We start from the raw sequence: 24,122 nt of genomic DNA, 5'->3' as shown, positions 1-24,122 counted from the left end.
GCTCCGCAAGAGGTTCATGGCTACGTGGTAAAGATCGATTATCACCGCGATCTTAAGCAAGTGCAATCGGACGGCCAGCTAGCGCTGTGGCTTTCCGAGAGCAACCAGCACGCACCTTTCGACCGGCTGGAGTGGTTCACGATGCTGGCCGAACACTGCGACCTTGCCCCGCTGATCGCCACGGCGCGCACCGTCAGCGACATCGCGGTGTTGCCACTATCCTCGAATCGTTCTGAGATAAGCGCTCTATCGAACTGGTATACCTTCCGTTTTCGACCGATTTTATCCGACGAGGGGTTGCTGACCGCGCTGGCACGCGACCTCGCCCGGTCCACCCACCGCGTCTCGCTACAAGGCGTGCCGGACGAGGACGGCAGCGCCACCGTGCTTGCCCGCGCCTTCCGCAAGGCGGGATGGCTCGTCTTGCGTGAAGCCTGTGATTCCAATCATGTACTTGCCGTTGGTGGGCGCGGTTATGAGGACTATCTCGCCTCGCGCCCCGGCCCTTTGCGCACGACGCTGAAACGCAAGTCGGGCAAAGTCACAACGACGATCTTCGATCACTTCGATGCCGCGGCATGGTCGGCCTACGAAGAGATATATGCCGAAAGCTGGAAAGTCGCCGAGGGCAGTCCGGCCTTCCTGCGCGCCTTTGCCGTTGCCGAGGGCAAGGCCGGGCGCCTGCGTCTTGGCGTCGCATATGCCGGAGGTGAGGCCGTGGCGGCGCAGATGTGGACCGTGGAAGGCGGCACCGCGTGGATTCACAAGCTCGCCCACCGCGAAAGCGCCAAGCCGCTCTCGCCCGGATCGGTGCTGAGCGCCGCATTGTTTCGCCATGTCATCGACATCGACAAGGTCGACCTCGTGGACTTCGGCACGGGCGACGATCCCTACAAGCGCGACTGGATGGAAATTGTCCGGCCGCGGTACAGGCTGGACATCTACCGCCCACTCGATCCCAGAAACTGGCCCAGAATCTGGCGGGCTATCGGTAAACATGGCGCGCGCCGCCTTGCCGCAGCCGCGAAGCGCGGCTAGAGGCGCGAAAGGTTAAGACAATGCCCGAAGAGAGGGGCCATGCAAGACGATACCGACCTGCTGCTGCGCCGCATCCTGACCGATGTACTGGGTCTGAAGCAGGGACAAGCCGAGACTTTCCAAGCCGATACCGGCCTGTTCGGACACCTGCCCGAACTCGATTCGATGGCCGTCGCGGGTCTCCTGACCGAGCTGGAAGACCGGCTGGACATCATCATCGAGGACGACGAGATCGACGGCGAGATGCTGGAAACGTTCGGCGGCCTGCTGGACTTCGCCAAGGCCAAGCGCACCGCCGCCTGAGCCGACTTGATGGGGGGATCAACCGATGACCCCCCACCTCTGGCCCTGCCCCTTGCCGCATGGGGGAACCGGCGAGCAATATGCCCTCGCCTGCGATTCCGGCCGCACCATGCGGCTGCTGATCGTCCCGGCCCTGTTCGACGAGGCAAACCGCTTGCGGCGGTTCTGCGCGGAGGTGATGCGCCGGCTCGACAGGGGCGGTGTCGATAGCTTCCTGCCCGACTTTCCCGGCACCAACGAAAGCCTGGGCGGACTTGGCGATCAGGACGCCGAGACATGGCGCGCGGCGATGACGGCGGCGGCCGATCATTTCGGCGCAACGCATGTGCTGGCACTGCGCGGCGGCTGCCTGTTCACGCCCCCGGGTCTGCCCGCATGGCATTATGCCCCCGTCAAAGGCGCCAACATCCTGCGCGCGATGATCCGCGCCCGCATCCTGGCGAGCCGGGAAACCGGCAAGGACGAGAACCGCGAGGCGCTGACCGGGGCGGCGCAGGACCATGGCATCGTGCTGGCCGGTCATGCGCTGGGCCCGGGGCTGTTCCGCGATCTGGACGCTCTTGCGCCCGATCCCGCCGTCGCGATCATCACGCAGGAGCAACTGGGCGGCAGCGGCCTCTGGCTGCGGGCCGAGCCGGACGAGGACGCCACGCAGGCCGATGCCCTGGCCGCGCTGCTCATCGAGGGGATGCAGGGATGACCCGGCGGCATTTCACCTTTGTCTGCGAGGGGGCGCAGCTGGTGGCCAGTCTGGACGAAGCGCCGGGCACCACGGCCCTGCTGATCGTGTCCGGCGGCAACGAGACGCGGGCCGGGGCATGGAACGGACAGGCCCTTCTCGCCGCCCGGATCGCCGCCGAGGGCTATCCGGTGCTGCGTTTCGACCGGCGCGGCGTGGGGGACAGCGAGGGCGACAACCGGGGTTTCCGCTCCAGCGCGCCGGACGTGGCCGCCGCGCTGGCAGCCCTTCGCGCCCAGTGCCCGCAAGTCGCGCGCGTGGTCGCACTCGGCAACTGCGATGCGGCAAGTGCGCTGATGCTGGCCGGTGGGGCCGGTCTGGACGGTCTGGTGCTGTCCAACCCCTGGACCTTCGACGAGGATGCCGCCGACGAGGCGCCCGCCGAAGTCGTGCGCGACCACTATCGGCGCAGGCTGGCCGACCCTGCCGCCTTGAAGCGGCTGCTGACCGGGAAAGTCGCGATCGGCCCGCTGCTACGCAGCCTGTTTGCCGCCGCGCGCCGTGCTCCCAGTGCCCCAAAGGGACTGGCGGCGGAGATCGCAGCCGGGATTGCCGATTTCAAAGGTAGCGTGCGCTTCCTGATCGCCGGAAGAGACCGCACCGGCCTCGCTTTCATCGCGAACTGGAACAAGGCGGATACCCGCCTGCAAACCTGCCCCGACGCCACCCACAGCTATGTCGAGCCGCAGGCTCAGCAATGGCTCGCAGAGCAAACCCTGCAAGTGCTGCGCAACACATAGCGCAGGGCAGAACGAAGCCGGGCAATGGGGGCGCAGGGGGCATTACCCCCCTGCTTTTCCCCTTTTAAACTTCTTACGCCTCGACCTTCGCCGCCTCGGCGAAATCGCGGTGGGCGAGGTAGCGCTCGGCATCGAGCGCGGCCATGCAGCCAGTACCGGCGGCGGTGATCGCCTGGCGGTAGGTGTGGTCCATCACGTCGCCGCAGGCGAAGACGCCCGGGATTTCGGTCTTGGGCGTGCCGGGTTCGACCAGCAGGTAGCCGGTTTCGTCCATCGGCAGCTTGCCCTTGAACAGTTCGGTCGCCGGAGCATGGCCGATGGCGACGAAGGCGCCGTCGGTGAGGATCTCGCTCTGCTCGCCGGTCTGGGTGTCGATCAGCGCCAGCGCGCGCAGTTCGCCGTTCTCGCCGTCCAGGAAGCGCTCGACGCGCTGGTTCCACACGACCTTGATCTTCGGATTGGCGAAGAGACGGTCCTGCAGGATCTTCTCGGCGCGCAGCGTGTCGCGGCGGTGGATCAGGGTCACTTCGTCGGAGTGGTTGGTGAGGTAGAGCGCTTCCTCGACCGCGGTGTTGCCGCCGCCGATGACCACCACCTTCTTGCCGCGATAGAAGAACCCGTCGCACGTGGCGCAGGCCGAAACGCCCTTGCCCGACAGTTCCTGCTCGCCCGGAACGCCCAGCCACTGCGCCTGCGCGCCGGTGGCGATGACGAGGGTTTCGCCTTCGTAGACATCACCCGAATCGCCGATCGCCTTGAAGGTCGGGCCTTCGAGATCGACCGAGGTGATCACGTCGTACATCATGCGGGTGCCGACATGGACGGCCTGCGCCTCCATTTCCTGCATCAGCCAGGGGCCCTGGATCACTTCGCGGAAGCCGGGATAGTTCTCGACATCGGTGGTGATGGTCAGCTGGCCGCCGGGCTGGAGACCCTGCACCACGATCGGCTGCATGCCCGCGCGCGCGCCGTAGATCGCGGCGGACAGGCCGCCGGGGCCGGAACCGATGATGAGCATGCGGGTCTTGTGCGTGGTCGCCATTTACGAAGCCTCCGGCCTTAATCTCATGGAATGCGATGCGTGAAAATCGTCGGGGCGCGAGATAGGGCCAAGACCCCCGGTTTGCCAAGCGTTCCGGCCCTCATGGAAATACTTGATCCCCGCAAATCATCGCTTCGCCGTGGTTGACGGGCCCCGCGCGGCGGCTCAGGCTGAGGCATGGACTATCAACTCGGGCCTACTTCCAACCACTTCGTCTCGCAGCGCCTGCGGCTCAACTATGTCGACTGGGGCAATGCCGAAGCGCCGCCGCTGATCCTCCAGCATGGCGGGCGCGACCATTGCCGCAGCTGGGACTGGGTGGCCGAGGAGCTGCGGCGCGACTGGCACGTGATCTGCCCGGACCTGCGCGGCCACGGCGATTCCGAGTGGTCGCCCGAAGGCCATTACAGCATGGACGCGATGGTCTACGACTTCGCGCAACTGGTGCACACGCTGGGGCACGAGAAAGTCACGATCGTCGCCCATTCGCTGGGGGGCAATGTCGCCACCCGCTTCACCGGCCTCTTTCCCGAGAAGGTGGAAAAGCTGGTCAATATCGAGGGGCTCGGCCCGCCCAAACACATCCGCCAGCAGATGGAAGAGCGCGGCGTCGGCCTGCGCATGCGCCAGTGGATCGACGACAAGCGCAAGGCCGCCGGTCGCTCCCCGCGCAAATACGCGACGCGGCGCGACGCCTATGAGCGCATGAAGGAGGAAAATTCCTTCCTCACCGACGATCAGGCCCGCCACCTCACCATCCATGGCACCAATCGCAACGAGGACGGCACCTGGAGCTGGAAGTTCGACAACTACGTCAACGTCTGGTCGGTGGCCGACATCCCCACCGGCGACGTGATCGACCTGTGGCAGGCGATCACCTGCCCGATCCTGATGCTCTGGGGAAAGAACAGCTTCGCCCAAAGCCCCTCGACCGATGGGCGGATCGAGCATTTCCCGTCCGCCCGGCTGATCGAGTACGAGGATGCCGGACACTGGCTGCACCATGACCAGTTCGACCGCTTCATGGCCGACGTGAAGGCGTTCCTTGCCAGCGGGTGAGCGCGGAGCGTCAGTTCAGCAGGAAATATCCAAGGCCGAGCCAGCACACACCGCACATCGCAACCGCGATGATCAGCGAGCGGGCATCGTGCCCGCCCGACAAGCCTTCACGCGCCTGCCCGTCCAGCACGGCGCCAAAGCCCGCGCCTGCCGGATCGGAGCGTTCGAAACGGATAATTCTCTCGTCAGCGACCTTCATCCACGCATCCTCTTTCGTGCGTGGGGGCAATTGGAGCCGTCGCTTTTGGCGATTTTCCCGCCTCGTGCATGATTGCACGAACGAGGCCCAGATCACTCCCACCAGTCCCCATCCGCTCGCCTTTTTGACGTAGCGGCCGGAAGCCAAGGGGCTTCCTTTGGGCATGATAACACATCGTTTCGCCCGCACAATCGTGTCGTTGCGCGTTTCGAAAGAGGTCGTTTCGCAGGCCTGGGCTCAGGACCCATTCCGCCTTGCCTAGGCAAGGCCGGCACAACCATATACAGCCCGATATAGCTTGATGCGGAGATCCCAGAACGTGCGCCGGTTCCTTGCCCTTATTCTTTCCATGCTGCTGGCCCTCACCGCGATCGGCCGCCCGGCCATGGCCCAGAGCGAAGGCCCGCTCGTCCTTGCCGCCGCCAGCCTTCAGGAAGCGATGACCGCCGCCGCCGACGGGTGGGCCGCCAAGGGCCACCCGCGCCCGCGCATCTCCTTTGCCGCCTCTTCCGCGCTTGCCCGCCAGATCGAGGCGGGCGCCCCGGCCGACATGTTCGTCTCGGCAGACGAGCCATGGATGGACGAAGTCCAGACCAGGGGCCTGCTGCGCAAAGGCACGCGGGTCTCGTTCCTGACCAACAGCCTCGTGCTGGTCGCCCCGCGCAGCCGCACGCAGGCCATCACCGTCAAGCCCGGTTTCCCGCTCGCCCGTGCGCTGGGCAATGGCCGCCTCGCCGTCGGCGATCCCGCTGCCGTCCCTGCCGGAATCTACGCGAAGCAGGCGCTGACACGGCTTGGGGTGTGGGATTCGGTGAAGGACCGCCTCGCCCCGGCCGAAAACGTGCGCGCCGCGCTGGCGCTGGTGACGCGCGGCGTGGCGCCGCTCGGCGTGGTCTATGGTACCGACGCGCGGGCCGATCCGGGCGTCCGGGTGGCGGGCACTTTCCCGGCGAGTTCGCATGCCCCGATCAGTTATCCGGTCGCGCTGCTGGCCACCTCGCGCCACCGCGACGCCGAAGGCTTCCGCCGCTACCTGCTCTCCGCCGAAGGCAAGGCCGTGTTCCGCCGCTTCGGCTTCGGAACCCGGTAAGCCGCCAGCCCCATGAGCGTACTGACCCCGGAGGAATGGGAAGTCCTGCTGCTGTCGCTCAAGGTCAGCGGCGCGGCGATGGCCTGCGTGCTGCCGGTGGCCTTTGCGCTCGCCTGGGCGCTTGCCCGCTGGCGTTTCCCGGGACTGATCCTGCTCGACGCGCTGGTTCACCTGCCGCTGGTGCTGCCGCCGGTGGTGACCGGCTGGCTGCTGCTGATCGCGCTGGCCCCCAATGCCCCGCTCGGCCGGTTCTTCGCCGATGCGCTGGGCATGACCTTCCTGTTCCGCTGGACCGGCGCCGCGCTGGCCGCCGGGGTCATGGCGCTGCCGCTGATGGTTCGCGCCATGCGGCTGTCGCTCGAAGCGGTCGACCGCAAGCTCGAGCAAGCCGCGCGCACGCTGGGGGCCGGGCGGGTCCGGACGTTCGTCAGCGTCACCCTCCCGCTCGCCATGCCGGGGGTACTCGCCGCACTGGTGCTGGGCTTCGCGCGCTCAATCGGCGAATTCGGGGCGACGATCACTTTCGCCTCGAACATTCCCGGCGAGACCCGCACGCTGCCGCTGGCGATCTACAATGCACTGCAGATCCCCGGCTCGGAATGGCAGGTCACCCGGCTTGCCGGGCTGTCGGTGCTGCTCTCGCTGTTGGCGCTGGTGCTGTCGGAATGGCTGGCCCGCCGAGGCCGCGCGCAAGGCATGCACCATGTCCTTTGATGTGGACGTCACCCTCCAGCGCGGCGGGCGCAGTTTCGAGTATCGTTTCCGGACCGAGAAGGGCGGGCTCACCGCGCTGTTCGGTACGTCCGGCGCGGGCAAGTCCACCCTGCTCGACATGATCGCCGGCCTCGTGCGGCCGACATCGGGGCGCATCGCGGTGGCCGGCGAAACCCTGTTCGACAGCGCCGCCCGCATCGATCTGCCGCCAGAACATCGCCGCTGCGGCTATGTCTTTCAGGACCTGCGCCTGTTCCCGCACCGCAATGTGCGCGAAAACCTGCTCTACGGCTGGAAGCGCGCCCGCCCCGAACACCGCTGGCTCGATGTGCCCACCACGCTCGAGGTGCTGGGCATCGGTCACCTGCTGGCCCGGGCGCCGCGCTCGCTGTCCGGCGGCGAAGCGCAGCGCGTTGCCATCGGCCGCGCGCTGCTCTCGGGGCCGCGCTTCCTGCTGATGGACGAACCGCTGGCCTCGGTCGACGCGCAGCGGCGCGAGGAAATCCTGCGGGTGATCGAGCGCGTGCGCGACGAACTGCGCCGTCCGATCCTCTACGTCAGCCACGACCGGTCCGAGGTGGACCGGCTGGCCGACCGGGTGATCCCGATCGGCGCTGCCGGGACTACTTCGCCGCCAGCACCGTAGGCCGGGGCCCGAACAACCGGGTCGCCGCCGCGACCAGCGCCGTCCGGCCCGGGGTATGCGCCAGATCGCGCGTCACTTGCCGCAGCTCCGAACAGCTCGCCCAGGGATGCCCGGCGCCATACTGGTTGGCCATGATCACACTCATCTTGTCGAGCGCCAGACGCGCGTTGCGTTCCCCGACCTGCGCGGCCAGATCCGCCTCCATGACCCGCGCGGCCTCGTTGAGTTCGGCGAGGTGGCTGCTGGTGAAATCGCCGTAGTCGGCCTGGAAATCGTCCGCCGTGGTGCGGCAGCGCAGGCCGGTCACCATCAGCATGATGTCGAGCCGGCGAAGCTGCTCGGCCGTGGAGTCGGCTGGAGACCGCTGCGCCTCGGCAGCGGTCTCCTGGCCATAGGCGGGGTCGGCCATGCCGATCGCCACGGCGGCCCCCAGCCCGACCAGCGAGGCCAGCAGCAAGCGGAATTCCGACTTGCGACGTGTCATCCCATCGCGCTTCGTCGTGCGCGGCTCATGAAGGCAGGTGCTTTGCATGGTGCTCCTCCGATCCCCGGGCGCTGTCCGCCCTGTGGATAAGATTCGCAGAGGATGGTTGCGAGCCGTTTGCGCAGTACGGTGAAGGCATCTTAACGAACGGGACATTGCCCCGCTCGCCGACAGGCCTATATCTCGGCTCCGCGATTCATTTGCAGACAAAGGACATTCCCATGACCATCGCCGTTGGTGACAAGCTGCCCGACGTGAAGCTCATCAAGGCCGGCGAAAGCGGCCCCGAGCCCGTGCAGACCGCCGATTTCTTCGCCGGCAAGAAAGTCGCGCTGTTCTCGGTTCCCGGCGCCTTCACGCCGACCTGCTCGGCCAAGCACCTTCCCGGCTTTGTCGACAAGGCCGCCGAACTGAAGGCCAAGGGCATCGACGCGATTGCCTGCACCGCCGTCAACGACGCCTTCGTCATGGGCGCCTGGGGCAAGGCCTCGGGCTCGGACGACGTGGCGATGCTGGCCGACGGCAACGGCGACTTTGTGAAGGCCATCGACCTCGTCATGGACGGCACCGGCTTCGGCATGGGTGAGCGCGGCAAGCGCTTCTCGATGGTCGTCAACGACGGCGTCGTCGAGCAGCTCAACGTCGAGGCGCCCGGCGCGTTCGAAGTCAGCTCGGCCGACTACATGCTCGGCCAGCTCTGATTTCAGGCTGACGGTTTGAAAGGCGGCGCTTCCCGCGGGAGGCGCCGCCTTTTTCATGCCCCCGGCATCGGCGGGGCGCTTCCTTGCGGATGAACGCCCGGCCCTGCTTGTTCCGCTCCTCGCCGCGCTATAGCCTTGCCGCAAAGAGAGGAGTTTCCATGTCCCGTTCGGTTATCGTCACTGGAGGTTTCGGCGTGCTCGGCCATGCCGTGGCCTCGGCTTTTGCCGCCAAGGGCGACCGCGTGACCCGCATCGACTTTGCGCCTTCGGCCAGCGAACCGGTGCCCGGCGCACTCGACATCGGCGGCGTCGACCTGGCCGACGCGGCCGCGACCCGCGCGGCGCTCGACCAGGTTGTCGCCGCGCACGGCGGCGTCGACGTGCTGGTCAATGTCGCGGGCGGTTTCACCTGGGAAACGCTCGAAGGCGGATCGCTCGCCTCCTGGGCCAGGATGCAGGCGATGAACCTGACGACCGCAGCCACGATCACCCAGCTGGCGCTGCCCATGCTCAAGGCCTCCGCGGCCGGGCGCGTGGTCAACATCGGCGCGGGCGCGGCGATCAAAGCGGGCATGGGCATGGGCGCCTACGCCGCCTCCAAGTCCGGCGTCCACCGGCTGACCGAAGCGCTGGCCGAGGAACTGGCAGGTACCAGCGTGACCGTGAACGCGATCCTGCCCAGCATCATCGACACGCCCACCAACCGGGCCGACATGCCCGATGCCGATTTTTCGGGCTGGGTGAAGCCGCAGGCGATTGCCGACGTGATCCAGTTCCTTGCCTCCGACGCCGCGCGGGCGGTAACGGGTGCCTTGGTGCCGGTAACGCGCGGCGGATAAGCGCGCCCGCTAGGTCCTGCGAACGTAGACCACCACGCCGTCCGAACCCCGGAATATCCGCTTCCAGCGCCGTGAGTGCGCCAGTTCGCCCGCGAGCGGCGCATTGTGGTCTTCCTGGATGACAAACGCCACCGGGTGCCACTTGGCGATCACATCGACCAGCGGAACATAGCCGTTCTCGATCCCGCCGTTGTACTGCCATTCCTCATGGCTGTAGCGATAGTAGCGCCCGTCGTAGGCCACGCGCCAGTCGGGCCAGCCGGCGTCGATGACCGGGCCGCCGAACGGGAAATCGGCATAGACGGTACCGCGCAGATGCTCCTGCCGGAGCCGGTTGATCGCATCCAGCGGCAGGCTGGGCGCAAAGCGCGTGGGCGCGAGAAACGGCAGCGCCAGTGCGGCAAGCACCACGGCAACCGCAGGAAGCCAGCGCGGCGCGGACTGTTGCCGCGAAGGCTCCGCCCCCGTCGATGTGGCAGCGCGCGCGATCACCGGCACCATCGCCAGCGCCCAGAACAGCACGAAACGATAGGCCAGCACCGTCATCGCCAGCAAGGCCAGCGCGGCCAGCACTTCGGCGATGTCGAACCGGCGCGTGCGCGCCACAAGGCCCAGCGTCAGCAGGAAGACCGCCAGCACCGGCACGGCATTGGTCCAGTTCGCCTCGATCCACAGCGGCCGCCACTCGCTGGCACCGATGGCAAGGCTCATCTCGGTATTGGTGGCCGAGATGGCGAGGATCGAAACCCCGTCGGGCGTCGCAAACATCGCCGCCATGGCGACCAGCGTCAGCACCGCCGCCGCGATCGGCAGCGGCCGGCTACGGTCCCTGAACCATTGGATCAGGCCGGCGGCGCTGTAGAGGCCCAGCGTCAGCACGGCGATGCTCACCGAAGGATGGAAATTCTGCCAGAGCACCAGCAGCGGCGCGCCCAGCGCGATCGTCATGAGCGGGCGCAGACGCAGCTGCATCAGGGCCAGCAGCAGCCCGAAACACAAGGCGGCAAAGCTCTGCGGGCGGATGCTGGCGGTCGGCAGCGCCGCGAAGAACGCCAGCATAAGCGCCAGCGCGGCCGCCCGGGCGCTGGCGCCGCGATACCGGCAGGCCGCCGCGACCGCCCAGAAACCGCCGAGCCAGAGCAAGGCGTCGAACAGCCGCAGCGCGCCCCAGCCGCCCACGGCGCGGACCCAGGCCATGCTTGCCTGTGCCAGCCAGCCGACCGCGGGAAGCGGTTCGCCGAGATGGAGCGCGGCAAAGGGCTCGCGCGCCACGGGACCGCCGCGAGCAAGGATGATCTCGCCCAGCTTGAGCTGCCAGAAGATGTCGACGTCCCACACCGCGCGCAGCAAGAGCACGCAAAGCATCGCAGCCGGAGCCAGCGCGGCTCCATATCGCAGCAAGCGGGCCCCCTGCCCTTCGGCGCTATCGTTCAAACCGCTCAAGATTCCCCCGGGCGCGGCGCGATGGGCGCCGCCACGCCTCCATCGCCGGACGGCGGCAGCCGTTCAAGCTCCTGCCGTCCGGAAACGGGGATAAGCGCGCGTCTCAAGACCCGCCAGCGGCGGATCGAAGCAGTGATCGGCCGGCAGAGCCGCCAGAATGCCCGCCGGGCGTGACCAGAACCGCCCGCCTGGAGCGGTCTTCACACGGAGGGCGAGCACGCGAGTGACTCGGAAAAACGCGTAAAACCGAAATCTTAGAGCAGTTGATCCGATGCAATCGGATCGGAAACTTCTCTAGTACCCCATCAGGCTCAGCACTTCCTTGCGGCTGCGCTCATCCTCGAGGAACGTGCCCATCATGCGGCTGGTGATCATGCTGACGCCGGGCGTGCGCACGCCGCGCGCGGACATGCAGGCATGGCTTGCCTCGATCACCACCGCCACGCCGTGCGGCTTCAAGTGGGTCCAGATGCATTCGGCCACTTCGGCGGTCAGGCGCTCCTGGATCTGCAGGCGGCGCGCATAGCCCTGCAGCACGCGCGCGAGCTTGGAGATGCCGACCACGTGATCGCGCGGCAGATAGGCGATCGCCGCCTTGCCGATGATCGGCGCCATGTGGTGTTCGCAGTGCGACTGGAACGGGATGTCCTTGAGCAGCACGACTTCATCGTAGCCGCCCACTTCCTCGAACACGCGGCTGAGGTGAATGGCGGGATCCTCGCCGTAACCCTGGCAATATTCCTTCCACGCCCGGGCGACGCGCTTGGGCGTGTCGAGCAGGCCCTCACGCTCCGGATCGTCGCCCGACCAGCGGATCAGGGTACGGATCGCCTCTTGAACTTCGTCCGGAACCGCAGGCTTCTTTTCGAAAGGGCTGTCCTCGTCGGGACCGACCAGGCTGCTCATCCCTTGATACTCCTTCGCAATCTTTCCTGTAGGTGCAGCCGCATGAGCTGCCCCTTGCGGCGGAACAGACCGCGCCGCTCGATCGGCTCGAACATCTCCCCGGGTCGTTCCGGATCGAGCAGAGCGCTTTCGCCAAGCGCTCTTTCAGCATCGGAGAGATGTTTCAAGGGCAAGCGTTCGAGATGTTTGCCCGCAGGCACAAGAGTTTCGATCATTTCGGCCATGCGGCCATGGCGATCCAGCGCCTCGGCGATCACGGTTTCCTCCTCGCCGCAATGTTCGGCCAGCAGGCGAATGCGCAGCGCGCGGATCGCCGGAACCACGTGGCCGTTCGCCGGCCGCGCCGCATCGATGAACACGTCGCACTCCGAATCGAGCCCCATCGACCGGTTGTTCATGTTGGCCGAGCCGACCCGCAGGATCTCGTCGTCGACGATCATCAGCTTGGCATGGACATAGATCGGCGTGCCGTCGGAGGCGACCGGGTGGAAGATGTGGAAACGCCCCAGCCGGTCGGCATTGCGCAGGGTCTGCACCAGTTCGACGCGCGCGGTGTCCATCGCCACCTGCTCCAGCCAGCCATTGGCGGTAAGCGGGTTGATGATGAGGAATTCGGGCGGGTCGTCTTCCAGCAGGCGCTGGGCGATCGCCTCGGCCACCGCGCGCGAGGCGAAGTACTGGGTCTCGGCGTAGACAAAGCGCCGGGCCCGGCGGATCTGCTCGACAAACAGCGCCTCGATCTCGGCAATCTGCGAACAGGCTCCATACTCAGCGCGCGTGCGCGCGATGCCGATCTCGACATCGTGAAACTCGGCCCGCAGGCTACCCGGCCAGGGGCTGGAGTCCTGCGGCGCGCAAGGGACGATGTCCTGCCCGCCGGCAACCTTCCAGCGTTCACGGCCAAGCTCGCCAAGCGCCTGGGCGACATCGCCTTCCATGACCATCGTCACATCATGCCACGGCCCGTAGAGCCGCCCGCTCGGCTTGCGGCGGCGCGGATCGCCGGGACGGTGGTCGGGCGTATCCCAGCGGTCGGACGTCATGTCGATGCCCCCGCAGGCGGCAAAGACATCGTCGATGACCACGATCTTCTGGTGATGGCTGCACCCGATCGGGTGCGCGCCGTCGAACTTGAAATGGATGCGCTTGCGCGCCGCCCAGCGGATCAGGTCGAACACCATGGTGCCGCGGAAAAGCGACTTCACCAGCGAGAAGTTCCACTTGAGCAGCCGGATCTCGAGACCGGGCTGGGTCCGCACGAGCCAGACGATGAACGAGCCAAGACGCGCTGGAAACCGCGCCTTGCGCCCGCCCTGCCACCAGCGCCGCCCGGACGAGAGCAAGATGCGCGAATCGAAATCCCAGCCAATCATGAAAATGCGCTGGCGCGCCTCGTCCATCGCCTCGCGGATCACGGCGAAGTAGGCGGCGGCGTCGATGACCACGTGGGCACGCCGGGCCATGGCATAGCGCCAGACCGAAGGAGACACGCCCCGATCCGTTTCGTGCCCCTTGTCCTGTTCGTCCACCCGTCCGATCCCTGGCCCGCAACATGCAATCATGTGCTTAGCGAACAAGAGCGCAACATGTTCCACAGGGCAAGTGCGCGAACCAATGCGTGAGACAATGGACCGGACGCCTGGGGGTGAAGCCGCAGTTCACCGCACGTAGCGACCGAAACGGCGGATTAGCGCCGGCTCACCGCAAACTCGGCTCATCCGAACGGTTGATCCGGCACCGTTCAGCCGCCAGACCGTTACGCACATGCAACATAGCATGTCTTCGCCCCGCTCCTTCCCACGCGTCTCGGCGCGCGGAGCGGGTCTCCGGCCACATGGCCGGGCCAAGCCGTCCGGGTCGTGAATATTCCGGACCTGTTTTTCGAGCCCTCTCGCGTTGGAGGGCAACGAGTCGGCTGCCGTTGGGGCGGTGGCCGCATCGAGAAGGAGTACGCCATGAAGAAATCCATCATCGCCGCCGCACTGGCCGCCGCCACGCTCGTGCCCGCCGCCGCCATGGCCCAGGCTGCACCGGCCGCCGCTCCGGCAACCGCAAGCGCCAACCCGACGGCGGGCGCCAAGGTCTACGATACCGATGGCAATGAAGTGGGTACGATCGAGGCCGTCCAGGGTGATGTCGTGACCGTCAACACCGGCACCGCACGCGCAGGCCTGCCCAAGTCGGCGTTCGCGACGCGCGAAAAGGGCCTGACCATCGGCATGACCAAGACCCAGCTCGAAGCCGCCGTCCAGGGTGCCCAGGCAAAGTCGGGTGAAGCCCTTGCCGCCGCGCTGGTCCCCGACGCTCCGGTGAAGAGCAGCGACGGCGTCGTCATCGGCACCGTCAGCAAGGTCGAAGGCGACAACGTGACCATCGCACTGCAGGGCGGCACGCCCGTGGCGCTGCAGAAGGCCGCGATCGGTCTTGCCGCCGACGGCGGCCTGGCGATCGGCGTGACCGCCGCGCAGTTCACCGCCTCGGTCCAGGGCGCGACCGGCGGCAGCAGCGGCAAGTAAGCCTGCCTGGCGACAAGGCCGAGAATACAAGGCTGAAAAGAAACGCCGGAATCGCACTGCGATCCCGGCGTTTTCCATGTCCCTCGCCGATCTCTGCATTTTTCCGGTAAAATGCTTGCGAGCATGAGGAGGACGGCTCAATAGGGCGCCAAGCCCGTCGCACGGCTCGGTGCGGCGCCTCCCTGCCCTCCAGCGATTGGCCCCTGCTTTGACTCCTCTGGAGCATATCCGGACCTTCCAGAAGTCCGTCCCCGGTCTCAATGCCTCGATCGACATGGCCCGCCGCCGCGCCGCCACCATCGCCGGGGCCGTCGCCCTCGGCCTGGTCGCGATCGTCTTTGCCCGCATGGGCGACCTTGCACAGAAGGTCTTCACCGAGTTTCAGGCGCAGCATCGCTACGCCCCGCTGATCCTCACCCCCCTGGTGTTCGCCGGAACCGTCGCCGCAACCCTGCGCTGGGCACCGGCGGCCAAGGGCTCCGGCATTCCGCAGGTCATGGCGGCCGGTCATGACATCCAGCTTGCCTCCTCGCGCCTGCTCGCCCTGCCCACCGCCATCGCCAAGCTGCTGCTCACCACCCTCATGCTGCTGGCAGGCGGCTCGGTGGGCCGCGAAGGGCCTACCGTGCAAGTGGCGGCAGCCATCATGGTCACCTGCCACCGCTTCCTGCGCGTGCCGATCTCTGCGGGCGTCCTGATCGCCGGCGGCGCCGCGGGCGTCGCGGCGGCCTTCAATACCCCGCTGGCCGGCGTCGTCTTCGCGATCGAGGAACTGGCAGCCGCGTTCGAGCAGAAAGTCGCCGTGCTGGTCATGGGTGCGGTTGTCATTTCCGGCCTCGTCAGCCTCGCGGTGGCTGGCGACTACGTCTATTTCGGCGCCATGCGCCAGACGCTCGACGTCCGCTCGGTGCTGATGGTGACCCCCGTGGCGGGGATCGCCGGCGGCATTCTGGGCGGCCTGTTCGCCCGGATGATGCTGGCCTTCGCCCGTAGCGCCCATCCCGCTTTCCTGGCGGTGCGCGCCCGCCCGGTCACGCTCGCCTTCGCCTGCGGTCTCGTCGTTGCCGTCGTCGGCATCGTCACCCACGGTTCGACCTGGGGCACCGGTTACGAAACCACCCGCCACATGATCGAGGGGCAGGACGATACCTCGCTGTGGTTCGGCCCTGCCAAGTTCCTCGCGACCGCCGCCACCGCCGTCTCTGGAGCGCCCGGCGGCATCTTTGCCCCCTCGCTCTCGGTCGGCGCCGGGTTTGGCCAGTTGCTCGCGCTGTGCTTCCCGGACGACCCGATGCCCGCCGTGATCCTGCTGGGCATGGTCGGCTATTTCGTGGGGGTCGTACGCGCACCGCTGACGGCGGTCATCATCCTGATGGAAACCACCGCAAGCCGCGGCATGATCGTGCCGCTGTTCCTGACCGCGATCATCGCCGACGCCGCCAGCACGCTGGTCTGCAAGGAAAAGCTCTACCACGGCCTGTCGCGCGGATTTGCCCGCGCTGCAGCTCAGCCCAGCCCGGCCCAGTCCACCCAGGAGCATACTTAAGGCCTGCACCGGAGCCGGAACCCGCGCGAAGCTGATTCGCGCGGGCAACCGCCTGGATGCCACCGGGCGGCTCGCAGCAGACACGAAAAACCCCGCCGAGGTGATCCTCGCGGGGTTTTTCGTGTCCTGAGGCAAGTGGCGCGCCCGGAACGATTCGAACGTCCGACCCTCAGATTCGTAGTCTGATGCTCTATCCAGCTGAGCTACGGGCGCGCATGATGCCCTATGTAAGGCTCGAAAGGCCTGGGACCCTTCGAAGGAAAAATGGCGCGCCCGGAACGATTCGAACGTCCGACCCTCAGATTCGTAGTCTGATGCTCTATCCAGCTGAGCTACGGGCGCGTGCCAATTTTCTTTCCAACCAAGGCCACATTTTCCCCGAAAGGAAAGTGGCGCGCCCGGAACGATTCGAACGTCCGACCCTCAGATTCGTAGTCTGATGCTCTATCCAGCTGAGCTACGGGCGCGTTGGAGTGGCGCCAATAGAAAGGGATCCGCCCCCCGTCAACGCCTATATCGAACTTTCTTCCAGGAATTTGCACAAGGCCCTCGCCAGTGGGTAATCCAGAGGCGGCATTGCAAGGGTTTCGATCGCCCCGGGGGCAAGCCAGTCGATGGCCTCGGCCTCGTGGGGATACGGCTCGCCCTGCCATCGGCGGCACGCGTAAAGAAGAATGACAAGCGAGCGGCGCTTCGCATCGCCCACCGCCCCGGTCCATCCGCTTGCGAAACCGACCGCCTCCAGCACGTCCGGATCCAGCGCCAACCCCAGTTCCTCCTGGAGCTCCCGGACGGCGGCATGCTCGGGGCTTTCTCCCGGATCAACCTTGCCCCCGGGGAATTCCCATAGGCCGCCATGCGTATTCGCAAACGGTCGCTGCTGCATCAGTACGGAGCCATCCGCGCGCACCAGCGCAACGGCGACCACCAGGAGCGGTGTAAAGGAACTTTCCAGCTTCGACGCCCTTCTTAGGAACTCGTTAACGCCCCCATGGCACTCCGCGGAGTGTTCTGGAGAACTGTGGGTTTACGCATGAGCATCCGATCGATCAGCCTTCAAGTCTTCAAGGAACAGGCCGCGGCCACCACCGTGGAATACGGTCTCATCCTGGCAATGATCGTGCTGGTCGTCGTGGTCGCCATCAGCGGCGCCGCCGACGAGACCGTGGCGATGTGGAACAGCATCTACTCCAAATCGGACGCCGCAATTTCCGCAAGTTGAAGCAAACTCCAACTTAAGCAATTTTCAACACTTCCCACCTAGAACCAAGATTGTCCGAAGCGCTGAAGCGAGACGCCAGGCGGGAAGGACCGGGTACAGAAGACTGCTATTTTTCAGGAGACATACCATGAAGTTTCTCGCCAAGCTGCGTCGCAATGAAGAAGGCGCCACCGCAATCGAATACGGCCTCATCGCCGCTCTGATCGCCGTCGCCGCCATTGCCGCCATGCAGGGCATGGGCTCGCAGCTCACCTCGACCTTCTCGAAGACCTCGTCGGCTATCGGCACGACGAACGCCTAATAGGCTTTCGAGCTAAACGGTTTGGGGGCGGCAGGTACTCACCTGCCGCCCCTTTCCGTTTCCGCCCCTTGAGGCCCCGACAAAACCCGCGGGAAACCGCGGGTTTTTCAGTATGTAACCAGCTTCACCTTCTGCCCCGGGACCAGCTTGTCTGCCGCCTGGAGGCCGTTCAGCACCAGAAAGCGATCGAGCTGCCCGTCGGCAAAAGCCATGCGCCGGGCGAGCGACTGCGAAGTGTCGCCAGTCTTTACAACCACGACGCGCAGCATTCGCGGGCGCACTTGCCCGGCTTCGGCCGCCGAGATCCGGCGGAAGCTCTTGAACATCGGATTGAACACCGCAGCGCCCCCCGAACGGGTAATGGTGACGAAGTGGTAGGCATTGCCGCCGCCAAGGTCATAAGCGAAGACCGCGACCTCGTTCGCACCGCTGGAAGTCTGCACCCGGGCCACGCCATAAGCGGCGGAAAGACCGTTCACGGTCGCCCGCTCCACGCTCTCGGGCCTGATTCGCGCCTGCCCCTTGTCGGTCAGCGCGGCAAACACGCCGTCGATGTACGAAACGAGCCCGGTTCCCAGCTTTCCGCCGGAAAACTGCGCCTTGCCCGATGCACCGCTGATCGACACCGCCTTCGTGCCATTGACCAGATAGAACCCGTCCGGCGCCTGGAACGTGAAGCGCAAGTCGGCATGGGTGAACCGGTTGCCCTCGATCACGCCCTGATGCGGGTCATCGCCGTAGACCAGCCCGTCGATTCGCGAGAGGAAAACGTCGCGATTCGTTGCGCCCGATGCCGCCTTGCCCGCCAAACTCTGCGCATCGCGCACGCGCGAGGCGGGGTCCGGGTGCGTCGAGGCCCATTCCGGCACGCGGTTCGACGTTCCCCGAAGCTGCGCCTCGAGAGCATTCTGCCGCGCCAGGCTCTCCAGCACGCTCGCCATCGCGCGCGGATCGTAACCCGCCCGCTTCAGGTAGGTGATGCCAAGCCGGTCGGCCTCGAGCTCCTGCGTGCGCGAATACTGCAGCGTCAGCATCTGCGAGCCTTGCGAGGCGATCCTCTGGCCAAGCTGGCCCAGCGCCGAATCGCCCAGCAGGACGCCGGAAAGCAGCGAACCAAGCACCCCGATGATCTGGTTGCGATTCGCCGCCTGCTGGCGCTTGGCCGAATGACGCGCGGCGACGTGGCCCACTTCGTGCCCCAGCACACCGGCCAGTTCCGCCTCGTTGTTCATCAGTGCGGTCAACTGCCGCGTCACGTAGATGTACCCACCGGGAATCGCGAAGGCGTTGTTCACCGAGGAATTGAGCAAGGTGACGGTAAAGTCCCCGCGCGCGTTCGACAGGCCGGACTGCACGGCGATGGTCTTGCCCACCTGCTCGACATAAGCCGCCTGCGGACCGGAGACGGCCCCGCCGAACTCGGCCAGCAGATCGGGATGGGCCTTGGCGCCTTGCGCCTTGTCCGACTGGCTGATCGCGCTCGCCGCCGGAATGGCGACCGCCGCCGTCGCGACACGCACGCTGACGGGCGCCAACGCCAAGATCAGCGCCGCCGCGCTCCCTCCGGTCACGGCCGCACGCCGATAGCCCCCACGCACCTTCATCATCATTTTTCCCTTACCGATCCGCCAAGTCCGGCTTCTTCTTCCGCGCGATAACGCATGGGGCAAGCCCCTGTTCCGCACTTGCCTGCAGGAGTTCAGGTCTGCCCGGCGAGCGGGTGACGCGCGTTGACCAGCGCCACCAGCCTGGCGCTGTCGACATGAGTGTAGATCTGCGTGGTCGCGATGTCGGCATGGCCGAGCAGGGTCTGCAGCACCCGCAGGTCCGCCCCGCCTTCGAGCAGATGGGTCGCAAAGGCATGGCGCAGCACATGCGGCGACACCCGCTGCGGGTCGATGTCCGCCCGCACGGCAAGGCCGCGCAGCAGCTGGAACAAGCGCACCCGCGTCAGGTGCCCGCTCTCCCCGCGCGAGGGGAACAGATGGCGCGATCCGTCGGGACGCAAGGCCAGCCAGCGCGACAGCACCGCGCGGGCCCGGGTGCTGACCGGCACCATGCGCTGCTGGCCGCCCTTGCCGGTGACATGCAGGAACGGCGCATCACGCGGCACCGCCGCCGCCGGCAGCGACACCAGTTCGCTGGCCCGCAGGCCCGAGCCGTAAAGCAGTTCCAGCAATGCAAGCAGGCGCACCGCTTCCGGGCGGTCGCCCTCAGCCTCCTCCTCCGCCCGTGCCAGGAACCGCGTGACTTCCTCGCGCGACAGCAGGCGCGGCAAGGGCCGGCGGGTAACCGGACGGGGGAGCGAGGGCGAAGGATCGTCCTCGCGCAGCCCTTCGTCGACAAGGAAACCGTAAAATTGCCGCAAGGCCGAACAGCGCCGCGCCAGCGTTGCCGGGGCAACATCGCGCCACGCCGCGCCGAGCCCGGCCAGCGCGGCGCCGTCCACCGTGACCAGATCCCCCAGTTCGTCCATCGCCGCGTCGAGATCGCGGCGATAGGCGGCCAGGGTATTGGCCGCCGCGCCGCGCTCGGCCGCGAGCATCGTCAGGAACCGTTCGGGCGCGCTGCCGGTCGACGCACCGCGCCTTCGCACGCCGTCAGGCCCGCGCGACCGCCTCGGCCGCGATCATCCGCGCCTCGGCGTCGAGCCCCACGCTGCGCAGTGCCGAAACGATATGGTAGAGATAGCGCGGTGTCATCCGGTGCCAGTCGCTGCCCTGCATGCCGAGCCCGGCGAGCAGCGCAACACTGGCCGCATCCCCATTGCCCGCCGCCCGGTCGAGCGCGGTGAGAAAACGCGAACTGCTGTCGAGGCCGAGGCCCAACTGCCCGGAGAAGCTGCGCGCATCGCCGTCGTCGATACGGCCGAGCGCCGCCAGGCCTGCCACCAGAAACGCGCTGCGGCGCTTGTCCTGGCTGTCATCGCCATCGACGAAGGTCGAAACCGCGCTCGATCCCACCGTCTTGATCCGTCCGGGGGCCGCCAGCACCAGCAGCGCCCAGCCCTGGCTGCCCGAGGCGACGACCGGCGACCAGGCCAGCGCATTGGCATCGAAGCCCGCCGCCAGCATCGAGGTCAGCAGTGCCGGCGCGTCGCCCTCCAGATCCTTGCTCGGCGCGATACGTGCGGCGGCGGCGGCAGTAAGGACCTGGCGGGCATAGACGGCATTGGCGCCGCTTGCCCCGCTCCACAGGCTCTGCATCGCCGCGAAGCGCGCCGCAGGGTCTTCCAGCACATAGGCATTGCGCAGGGTTTCCGCGCGCTGCTGCCACTCGCCCTGCACTTCGGGATCCGAGTAGAGCTGGCTGTAGAGATCGACCATCGCCGCATTCGAGAGAACGCCGGTGCCGCCCGCGTGATCGGCCGCGGCGGCGCGGCGGGCAAGGCCGACCATCGGCGCCAGCGCGGTCATGTCATCATAGATCGACCCCGCGCCGTTCATCGCGCTGTCCGGCGGGGTGAGGCCCACCGCATTGGCAAGGCCGAAGCGCCACGGCGTCACCGTCGTCACGCCGTCCCACTCGATGGTGACGGCCTTGCGTGAACGGCCGGCGGCACCGGCATACTTCTGCGCCAGCAGCACGTCGATGCGGTCCATCGAACCACGTACGCGCGCCCTGTCGAGTTTGGCCATGGCCGAAGTGCCGCTACCGCGAAACGCCTCGCAGATCGCCTTGGCGGCGTTCCACTGCGGATCGTCGCGCAGCGAGCCGAGCGACGAGAAGACCGGACACAGGCCGGTGAAATCGGCGGTATTCTGATAGGTGTCGAACGCCGCATTGCCGAGTTCCGGCGTGTAATTGGCGATGTCGATATCCTGCAGCACCGCGCGCGCCGCATCGCTTTCGCCCATGCGCAGCAAGAGCGCCACGCGCAGCGCAAGGAAACGCTGCGGGCTCATGCCCGCAGGCGGCGCCAGGCGCGAGATCAGCGCACGGCGCAGGAGAATGTGCCCCCAGCGCGATACCAGCTGGCCCCGGTTCGCGGCCAGCGCGGCCTCGACCACCGAGGCATGTTGCGAGCCCAGCGAATCCGCCGACAGGCCGCCCTCGGTATCATCAATCAGGCCAACCCGCTCCATCGAGCGGCGCGCCTGCGGCGGCATATCGAGATCGATCTTGTTGCCCAGCAGATCCTCGAAGTCCTCGGGCGACATGCGCTCCAGTTCCTCAAGGGTCGGCACGCGCGTCAGCCCGCCGGGGCCGGTGAGCGCGGGCACTGCCAGCGCGCCGTCCAGCACCATCGGCGCGGCGCTTGGCACCGACTGGACGACCGGGGTGGAGACCGAGGCGGGATTGGGACGGGAGGCGGAAGCGGCCGGCGCACTTGCAGCAGGCGCCGCGGCGGGCGGCGGCGGTGCCGGCTCGTCGAACCCCTTGGGAAGAAGCGATTCGGGGCCGGACTGCGCTACGGCCCAAACCGAAGTGAGCGCCAGCGCCGTGCCGACCATCGCATGCCAGGTGCGGATACGGACCTTCATTGCGGCACTTTCTCGCTCGTCTGGTCCGGCACTTTCACCGTCTCCACGATGTCGCGAACCTCCCGGTGACCGCCGTTGACCCATGCCCAGCTGCCCACGACCACCACAATCGCGAGGACCGCAGCCACGGTTACGCCCGGAAGCTTCCGCCTGCGCCTTGGTATCGTCACTCGTCTTCCTTCACCGATGCTTGCGCTGCGACCTAGCGCAACTATAGGCGATGGAGCAATGGACGTTCAACAGACCCGGTTTTCGACACAGGAAATTGCCGCGCTTGCCCGGCGGATCGATCGCCCCATCGTGCTGGTCGGCATGATGGGCGTCGGGAAATCGAGCGTGGGCAAACGCCTCGCCACCCTCCTCGACGTGCCATTCGTCGACGCCGACGACGAGATCGAGCGTTCCGCGCAGATGACCATCCCGGAAATCTTCGCCACTTACGGCGAATCCTATTTCCGCGACGGCGAGCGCCGGGTGATCTCGCGGCTGCTGGCCGCCGGCGCCCAGCGCTCGGTGATCGCGACCGGCGGCGGCGCCTTCTGCAATGCCGAAACGCGCGACCTGATCCTCGGCAACGCCATCACCGTGTGGCTCGACAGCGAAGTCGAGACGCTGGTTGACCGCACCGCCCGCAAGGACAACCGCCCGCTGCTGCAGGGCGGCGACCCGCGCGAGATCCTCGGCCGCCTGCGGGACGAACGTCGCCCGCACTACCAGCAGGCCCCCATCCACGTGCTGTCCTCCCCCGGGCCGCACGTGCAGACCATCAACAAGGTACTTCAAGGACTCTCGCAATGGCTGTGATTTGCGTCGACATCGCCGGGCGCCCCTATGAAGTGCGCGTCGGCGCCGGGCTGCTGGCCGAACTCGTTCCCAATTGCCGTGGCCTGCTGCGCAAGCGCGGCGTGCCGATCGTGACCGACGCCCATGTCCATGCGGCATGGGGCGAAGTGGTCGAACGGTCGCTGCGCGACAACGGACACGAACCGCACTGGCGCATCCTGCCGGCGGGCGAGGCCACCAAGTCGTGGGACGAACTGGCCGCGACGGTAAACTGGCTGCTCGAACTCGGCGTCGAGCGCGGCGACAGCGTGATCGCCCTTGGCGGCGGCGTGATCGGCGATCTCACCGGGTTCTGCGCCTCGGTGCTGAAGCGCGGCTGCAAGTTCATCCAGGTGCCGACGACCCTGCTGGCGCAGGTCGATTCGAGCGTCGGCGGCAAGACCGCGATCAACACGCCCGCGGGCAAGAACCTCGTCGGCGCCTTCCACCAGCCCTCGCTGGTGCTGGCCGACCTTTCCGCGCTCGACACCCTGCCCCGCCGCGACCTGCTGGCGGGCTATGCCGAAGTGGTGAAGTACGGCCTCATCGACGATGCCGACTTCTTCGCCTGGTGCGATGCCAATGCCGCCGCCATGATCGACGGCGATGCGGCCCTGCGCGAATATGCTGTCGCCCATTCGGTGGCGAGCAAGGCGCGCATCGTCGCCGAGGACGAGTTCGAGACCACCGGCAAGCGTGCGCTGCTCAACCTCGGCCATACTTTCGGCCATGCGCTGGAGGCCGAAACCGGCTTCTCCGCCCGCCTGCTCCACGGCGAAGGCGTGGCGCTCGGCATGGTGCTGGCGGCGCGCTATTCCGCCCGCAAGGGCCTGATGTCACAGGCGAGCGCCGAGCACGTCGCCCGCCACATCGGCGAGATCGGCCTGCCCGCCAGCCTCTCCGCGCTCGGCCTCGAATGCGATGGCCGCGCGCTGGTGGAACACATGCTGCACGACAAGAAGATGGATGCCGGCACCCTGCCCTTCCTGCTGATGAAGGGCATCGGCCAGACCTACCTCGACCGCGAAGTCTCGCTGGACGATGTCGCGCTCTTCCTCGACGGGGAACTGGCCCGCAGCCCCGCCTGAATTGGGGCCGCTGAGACGGCTTACGCGCGCCTACCCGCCTCCCTGCCAAGGTCCCCGTCGGCGGGGATGCCGCCGTGCATCCTGCAACCATGCCCCGCCCGGCGTCATGACGTCATTGGCGTGACATTTCCCTGCAGCGCCATTATGGATGCGCTGTGAGAAAATAAACGTCACTTAAATATAACAATATTTCCGGGATC

General features: G+C 66.9%; 26 protein-coding genes, 3 tRNA genes and 1 pseudogene. 16 read left to right on the top strand and 14 right to left on the bottom strand.

Features of this window, described 5'->3' with window-relative positions; translation table 11 throughout:
• Window positions 1-24 precede the first annotated feature (24 nt).
• Genes OKA11_RS10160 through OKA11_RS10145 form a run of 4 tightly spaced genes read left to right on the top strand, consistent with a single transcriptional unit; the run spans window position 25 to window position 2,820 of the window.
• A complete protein-coding gene (locus OKA11_RS10160) occupies window positions 25-1,038 on the top strand; it encodes a GNAT family N-acetyltransferase (RefSeq protein ID WP_267220080.1) in 1,014 nt (337 codons plus the stop codon).
• A gap of 39 nt (window positions 1,039-1,077) precedes the next feature.
• Window positions 1,078-1,341, top strand: a complete 264-nt coding sequence (locus OKA11_RS10155) for a phosphopantetheine-binding protein (protein ID WP_142634238.1) — start codon at window positions 1,078-1,080, stop codon at window positions 1,339-1,341.
• A 25-nt stretch (window positions 1,342-1,366) separates the two neighbouring features.
• A complete protein-coding gene (locus tag OKA11_RS10150; protein ID WP_267220079.1) occupies window positions 1,367-2,041 on the top strand; it encodes a hypothetical protein in 675 nt (224 codons plus the stop codon).
• Complete coding sequence (locus OKA11_RS10145) at window positions 2,038-2,820, top strand: hydrolase 1, exosortase A system-associated (RefSeq protein ID WP_267220078.1); 783 nt, start codon at window positions 2,038-2,040, stop codon at window positions 2,818-2,820. Before OKA11_RS10150 ends, OKA11_RS10145 begins: the two co-directional genes overlap by 4 nt.
• Window positions 2,821-2,893: 73 nt before the next feature.
• Here the strand turns inward: OKA11_RS10145 and trxB are convergent, their stop codons facing one another.
• A complete protein-coding gene (trxB, locus tag OKA11_RS10140; RefSeq protein WP_267220077.1) occupies window positions 2,894-3,862 on the bottom strand; it encodes a thioredoxin-disulfide reductase in 969 nt (322 codons plus the stop codon).
• A 177-nt stretch (window positions 3,863-4,039) separates the two neighbouring features.
• On the opposite strand from trxB, the gene OKA11_RS10135 reads away from it, so the two are divergent.
• Window positions 4,040-4,921 carry an alpha/beta fold hydrolase gene (locus OKA11_RS10135; protein WP_267220076.1) on the top strand — a complete coding sequence of 294 codons (882 nt, stop codon included), beginning with the start codon at window positions 4,040-4,042 and terminating at the stop codon, window positions 4,919-4,921.
• A gap of 10 nt (window positions 4,922-4,931) precedes the next feature.
• Here the strand turns inward: OKA11_RS10135 and OKA11_RS10130 are convergent, their stop codons facing one another.
• Window positions 4,932-5,120, bottom strand: a complete 189-nt coding sequence (locus OKA11_RS10130) for a hypothetical protein (RefSeq protein WP_142634248.1) — start codon at window positions 5,118-5,120, stop codon at window positions 4,932-4,934.
• A gap of 301 nt (window positions 5,121-5,421) precedes the next feature.
• On the opposite strand from OKA11_RS10130, the gene modA reads away from it, so the two are divergent.
• The 3 genes and pseudogenes from modA to OKA11_RS10115 form a co-directional block, all read left to right on the top strand.
• On the top strand, window positions 5,422-6,210 hold the full coding sequence (gene modA / locus OKA11_RS10125) for a molybdate ABC transporter substrate-binding protein (protein ID WP_379489276.1): 789 nt from the start codon (window positions 5,422-5,424) through the stop codon (window positions 6,208-6,210).
• 12 nt (window positions 6,211-6,222) lie between these two features.
• The gene (gene modB, locus OKA11_RS10120; protein ID WP_267220075.1) at window positions 6,223-6,924 is read left to right on the top strand and encodes a molybdate ABC transporter permease subunit; all 702 of its coding nucleotides are present in this window, start codon (window positions 6,223-6,225) and stop codon (window positions 6,922-6,924) included.
• A gap of 16 nt (window positions 6,925-6,940) precedes the next feature.
• Window positions 6,941-7,570 (top strand): annotated as a pseudogene (locus OKA11_RS10115) (ATP-binding cassette domain-containing protein); the annotation flags it as partial.
• Here OKA11_RS10115 and OKA11_RS10110 read toward each other — a convergent pair.
• Window positions 7,548-8,102, bottom strand: a complete 555-nt coding sequence (locus OKA11_RS10110) for an S-adenosyl-L-homocysteine hydrolase (protein ID WP_267220073.1) — start codon at window positions 8,100-8,102, stop codon at window positions 7,548-7,550. The pseudogene OKA11_RS10115 and the gene OKA11_RS10110 overlap by 23 nt on opposite strands.
• A 173-nt stretch (window positions 8,103-8,275) precedes the next feature.
• Here OKA11_RS10110 and OKA11_RS10105 point away from each other — a divergent pair, with 173 nt between their 5' ends.
• Both OKA11_RS10105 and OKA11_RS10100 read left to right on the top strand, forming a co-directional pair.
• Window positions 8,276-8,755, top strand: a complete 480-nt coding sequence (locus OKA11_RS10105) for a peroxiredoxin (protein WP_267220072.1) — start codon at window positions 8,276-8,278, stop codon at window positions 8,753-8,755.
• A 158-nt stretch (window positions 8,756-8,913) separates the two neighbouring features.
• A complete protein-coding gene (locus OKA11_RS10100; protein WP_267220071.1) occupies window positions 8,914-9,594 on the top strand; it encodes an SDR family NAD(P)-dependent oxidoreductase in 681 nt (226 codons plus the stop codon).
• Window positions 9,595-9,603: 9 nt separating this feature from the next.
• Here the strand turns inward: OKA11_RS10100 and OKA11_RS10095 are convergent, their stop codons facing one another.
• The 3 genes from OKA11_RS10095 to OKA11_RS10085 form a co-directional block, all read right to left on the bottom strand.
• Window positions 9,604-10,995, bottom strand: coding sequence for a hypothetical protein (locus OKA11_RS10095; RefSeq protein WP_267220070.1), 1,392 nt, complete (start codon window positions 10,993-10,995; stop codon window positions 9,604-9,606).
• A gap of 336 nt (window positions 10,996-11,331) precedes the next feature.
• The gene (gene folE, locus OKA11_RS10090; protein ID WP_142634261.1) at window positions 11,332-11,943 is read right to left on the bottom strand and encodes a GTP cyclohydrolase I FolE; all 612 of its coding nucleotides are present in this window, start codon (window positions 11,941-11,943) and stop codon (window positions 11,332-11,334) included.
• Complete coding sequence (locus tag OKA11_RS10085; protein ID WP_267220069.1) at window positions 11,940-13,505, bottom strand: phospholipase D-like domain-containing protein; 1,566 nt, start codon at window positions 13,503-13,505, stop codon at window positions 11,940-11,942. The genes folE and OKA11_RS10085 overlap by 4 nt, the downstream gene beginning before the upstream one ends.
• Window positions 13,506-13,898: 393 nt before the next feature.
• Here OKA11_RS10085 and OKA11_RS10080 point away from each other — a divergent pair, with 393 nt between their 5' ends.
• Both OKA11_RS10080 and OKA11_RS10075 read left to right on the top strand, forming a co-directional pair.
• Window positions 13,899-14,459, top strand: coding sequence for a hypothetical protein (locus OKA11_RS10080; protein WP_267220068.1), 561 nt, complete (start codon window positions 13,899-13,901; stop codon window positions 14,457-14,459).
• A gap of 208 nt (window positions 14,460-14,667) precedes the next feature.
• Complete coding sequence (locus OKA11_RS10075; RefSeq protein WP_379489275.1) at window positions 14,668-16,005, top strand: chloride channel protein; 1,338 nt, start codon at window positions 14,668-14,670, stop codon at window positions 16,003-16,005.
• A gap of 136 nt (window positions 16,006-16,141) precedes the next feature.
• Here OKA11_RS10075 and OKA11_RS10070 read toward each other — a convergent pair.
• The 4 genes from OKA11_RS10070 to OKA11_RS10055 form a co-directional block, all read right to left on the bottom strand.
• Window positions 16,142-16,218 (bottom strand) — tRNA-Arg (locus OKA11_RS10070).
• Between the two features lie 52 nt (window positions 16,219-16,270).
• Window positions 16,271-16,347, bottom strand: a tRNA-Arg gene (locus OKA11_RS10065).
• A 48-nt stretch (window positions 16,348-16,395) separates the two neighbouring features.
• Window positions 16,396-16,472: transfer RNA gene (locus OKA11_RS10060), tRNA-Arg, on the bottom strand.
• Between the two features lie 44 nt (window positions 16,473-16,516).
• Window positions 16,517-16,933: a (deoxy)nucleoside triphosphate pyrophosphohydrolase gene (locus OKA11_RS10055; protein ID WP_267220067.1), complete on the bottom strand. Its 417-nt coding sequence runs from the start codon at window positions 16,931-16,933 to the stop codon at window positions 16,517-16,519.
• A 105-nt stretch (window positions 16,934-17,038) separates the two neighbouring features.
• On the opposite strand from OKA11_RS10055, the gene OKA11_RS10050 reads away from it, so the two are divergent.
• Complete coding sequence (locus OKA11_RS10050) at window positions 17,039-17,227, top strand: Flp family type IVb pilin (protein ID WP_207078375.1); 189 nt, start codon at window positions 17,039-17,041, stop codon at window positions 17,225-17,227.
• Between the two features lie 127 nt (window positions 17,228-17,354).
• Entirely contained in the window at window positions 17,355-17,528 is a 174-nt protein-coding gene (locus OKA11_RS10045) for a Flp family type IVb pilin (RefSeq protein ID WP_142634343.1), read from the top strand.
• Window positions 17,529-17,635: 107 nt separating this feature from the next.
• Here OKA11_RS10045 and OKA11_RS10040 read toward each other — a convergent pair whose 3' ends face one another.
• The 4 genes from OKA11_RS10040 to OKA11_RS10025 form a co-directional block, all read right to left on the bottom strand.
• Complete coding sequence (locus OKA11_RS10040) at window positions 17,636-19,132, bottom strand: M48 family metalloprotease (protein WP_379489283.1); 1,497 nt, start codon at window positions 19,130-19,132, stop codon at window positions 17,636-17,638.
• Between the two features lie 95 nt (window positions 19,133-19,227).
• Window positions 19,228-20,124 (bottom strand): tyrosine recombinase, encoded by an 897-nt coding sequence (locus OKA11_RS10035; RefSeq protein WP_267220065.1) that lies wholly within the window; start codon window positions 20,122-20,124, stop codon window positions 19,228-19,230.
• 4 nt (window positions 20,125-20,128) lie between these two features.
• Entirely contained in the window at window positions 20,129-22,012 is a 1,884-nt protein-coding gene (locus OKA11_RS10030; protein ID WP_267220064.1) for a hypothetical protein, read from the bottom strand.
• Entirely contained in the window at window positions 22,009-22,140 is a 132-nt protein-coding gene (locus tag OKA11_RS10025) for a hypothetical protein (protein WP_267220063.1), read from the bottom strand. The genes OKA11_RS10030 and OKA11_RS10025 overlap by 4 nt, the downstream gene beginning before the upstream one ends.
• A gap of 100 nt (window positions 22,141-22,240) precedes the next feature.
• Here OKA11_RS10025 and OKA11_RS10020 point away from each other — a divergent pair, with 100 nt between their 5' ends.
• Both OKA11_RS10020 and aroB read left to right on the top strand, forming a co-directional pair.
• Window positions 22,241-22,816 (top strand): shikimate kinase, encoded by a 576-nt coding sequence (locus OKA11_RS10020; RefSeq protein ID WP_267220062.1) that lies wholly within the window; start codon window positions 22,241-22,243, stop codon window positions 22,814-22,816.
• On the top strand, window positions 22,807-23,922 hold the full coding sequence (gene aroB, locus OKA11_RS10015) for a 3-dehydroquinate synthase (protein ID WP_267220061.1): 1,116 nt from the start codon (window positions 22,807-22,809) through the stop codon (window positions 23,920-23,922). Before OKA11_RS10020 ends, aroB begins: the two co-directional genes overlap by 10 nt.
• The last annotated feature ends 200 nt before the right edge of the window (window positions 23,923-24,122 follow it).

Source organism: Novosphingobium clariflavum (assembly GCF_026420865.1).
GTDB classification, from domain to species: Bacteria; Pseudomonadota; Alphaproteobacteria; order Sphingomonadales; family Sphingomonadaceae; genus Novosphingobium; species Novosphingobium clariflavum.
The sequence above is the reverse complement of the archived record's forward strand: the minus strand, read 5'-3'. Positions and strand labels throughout refer to the sequence as shown.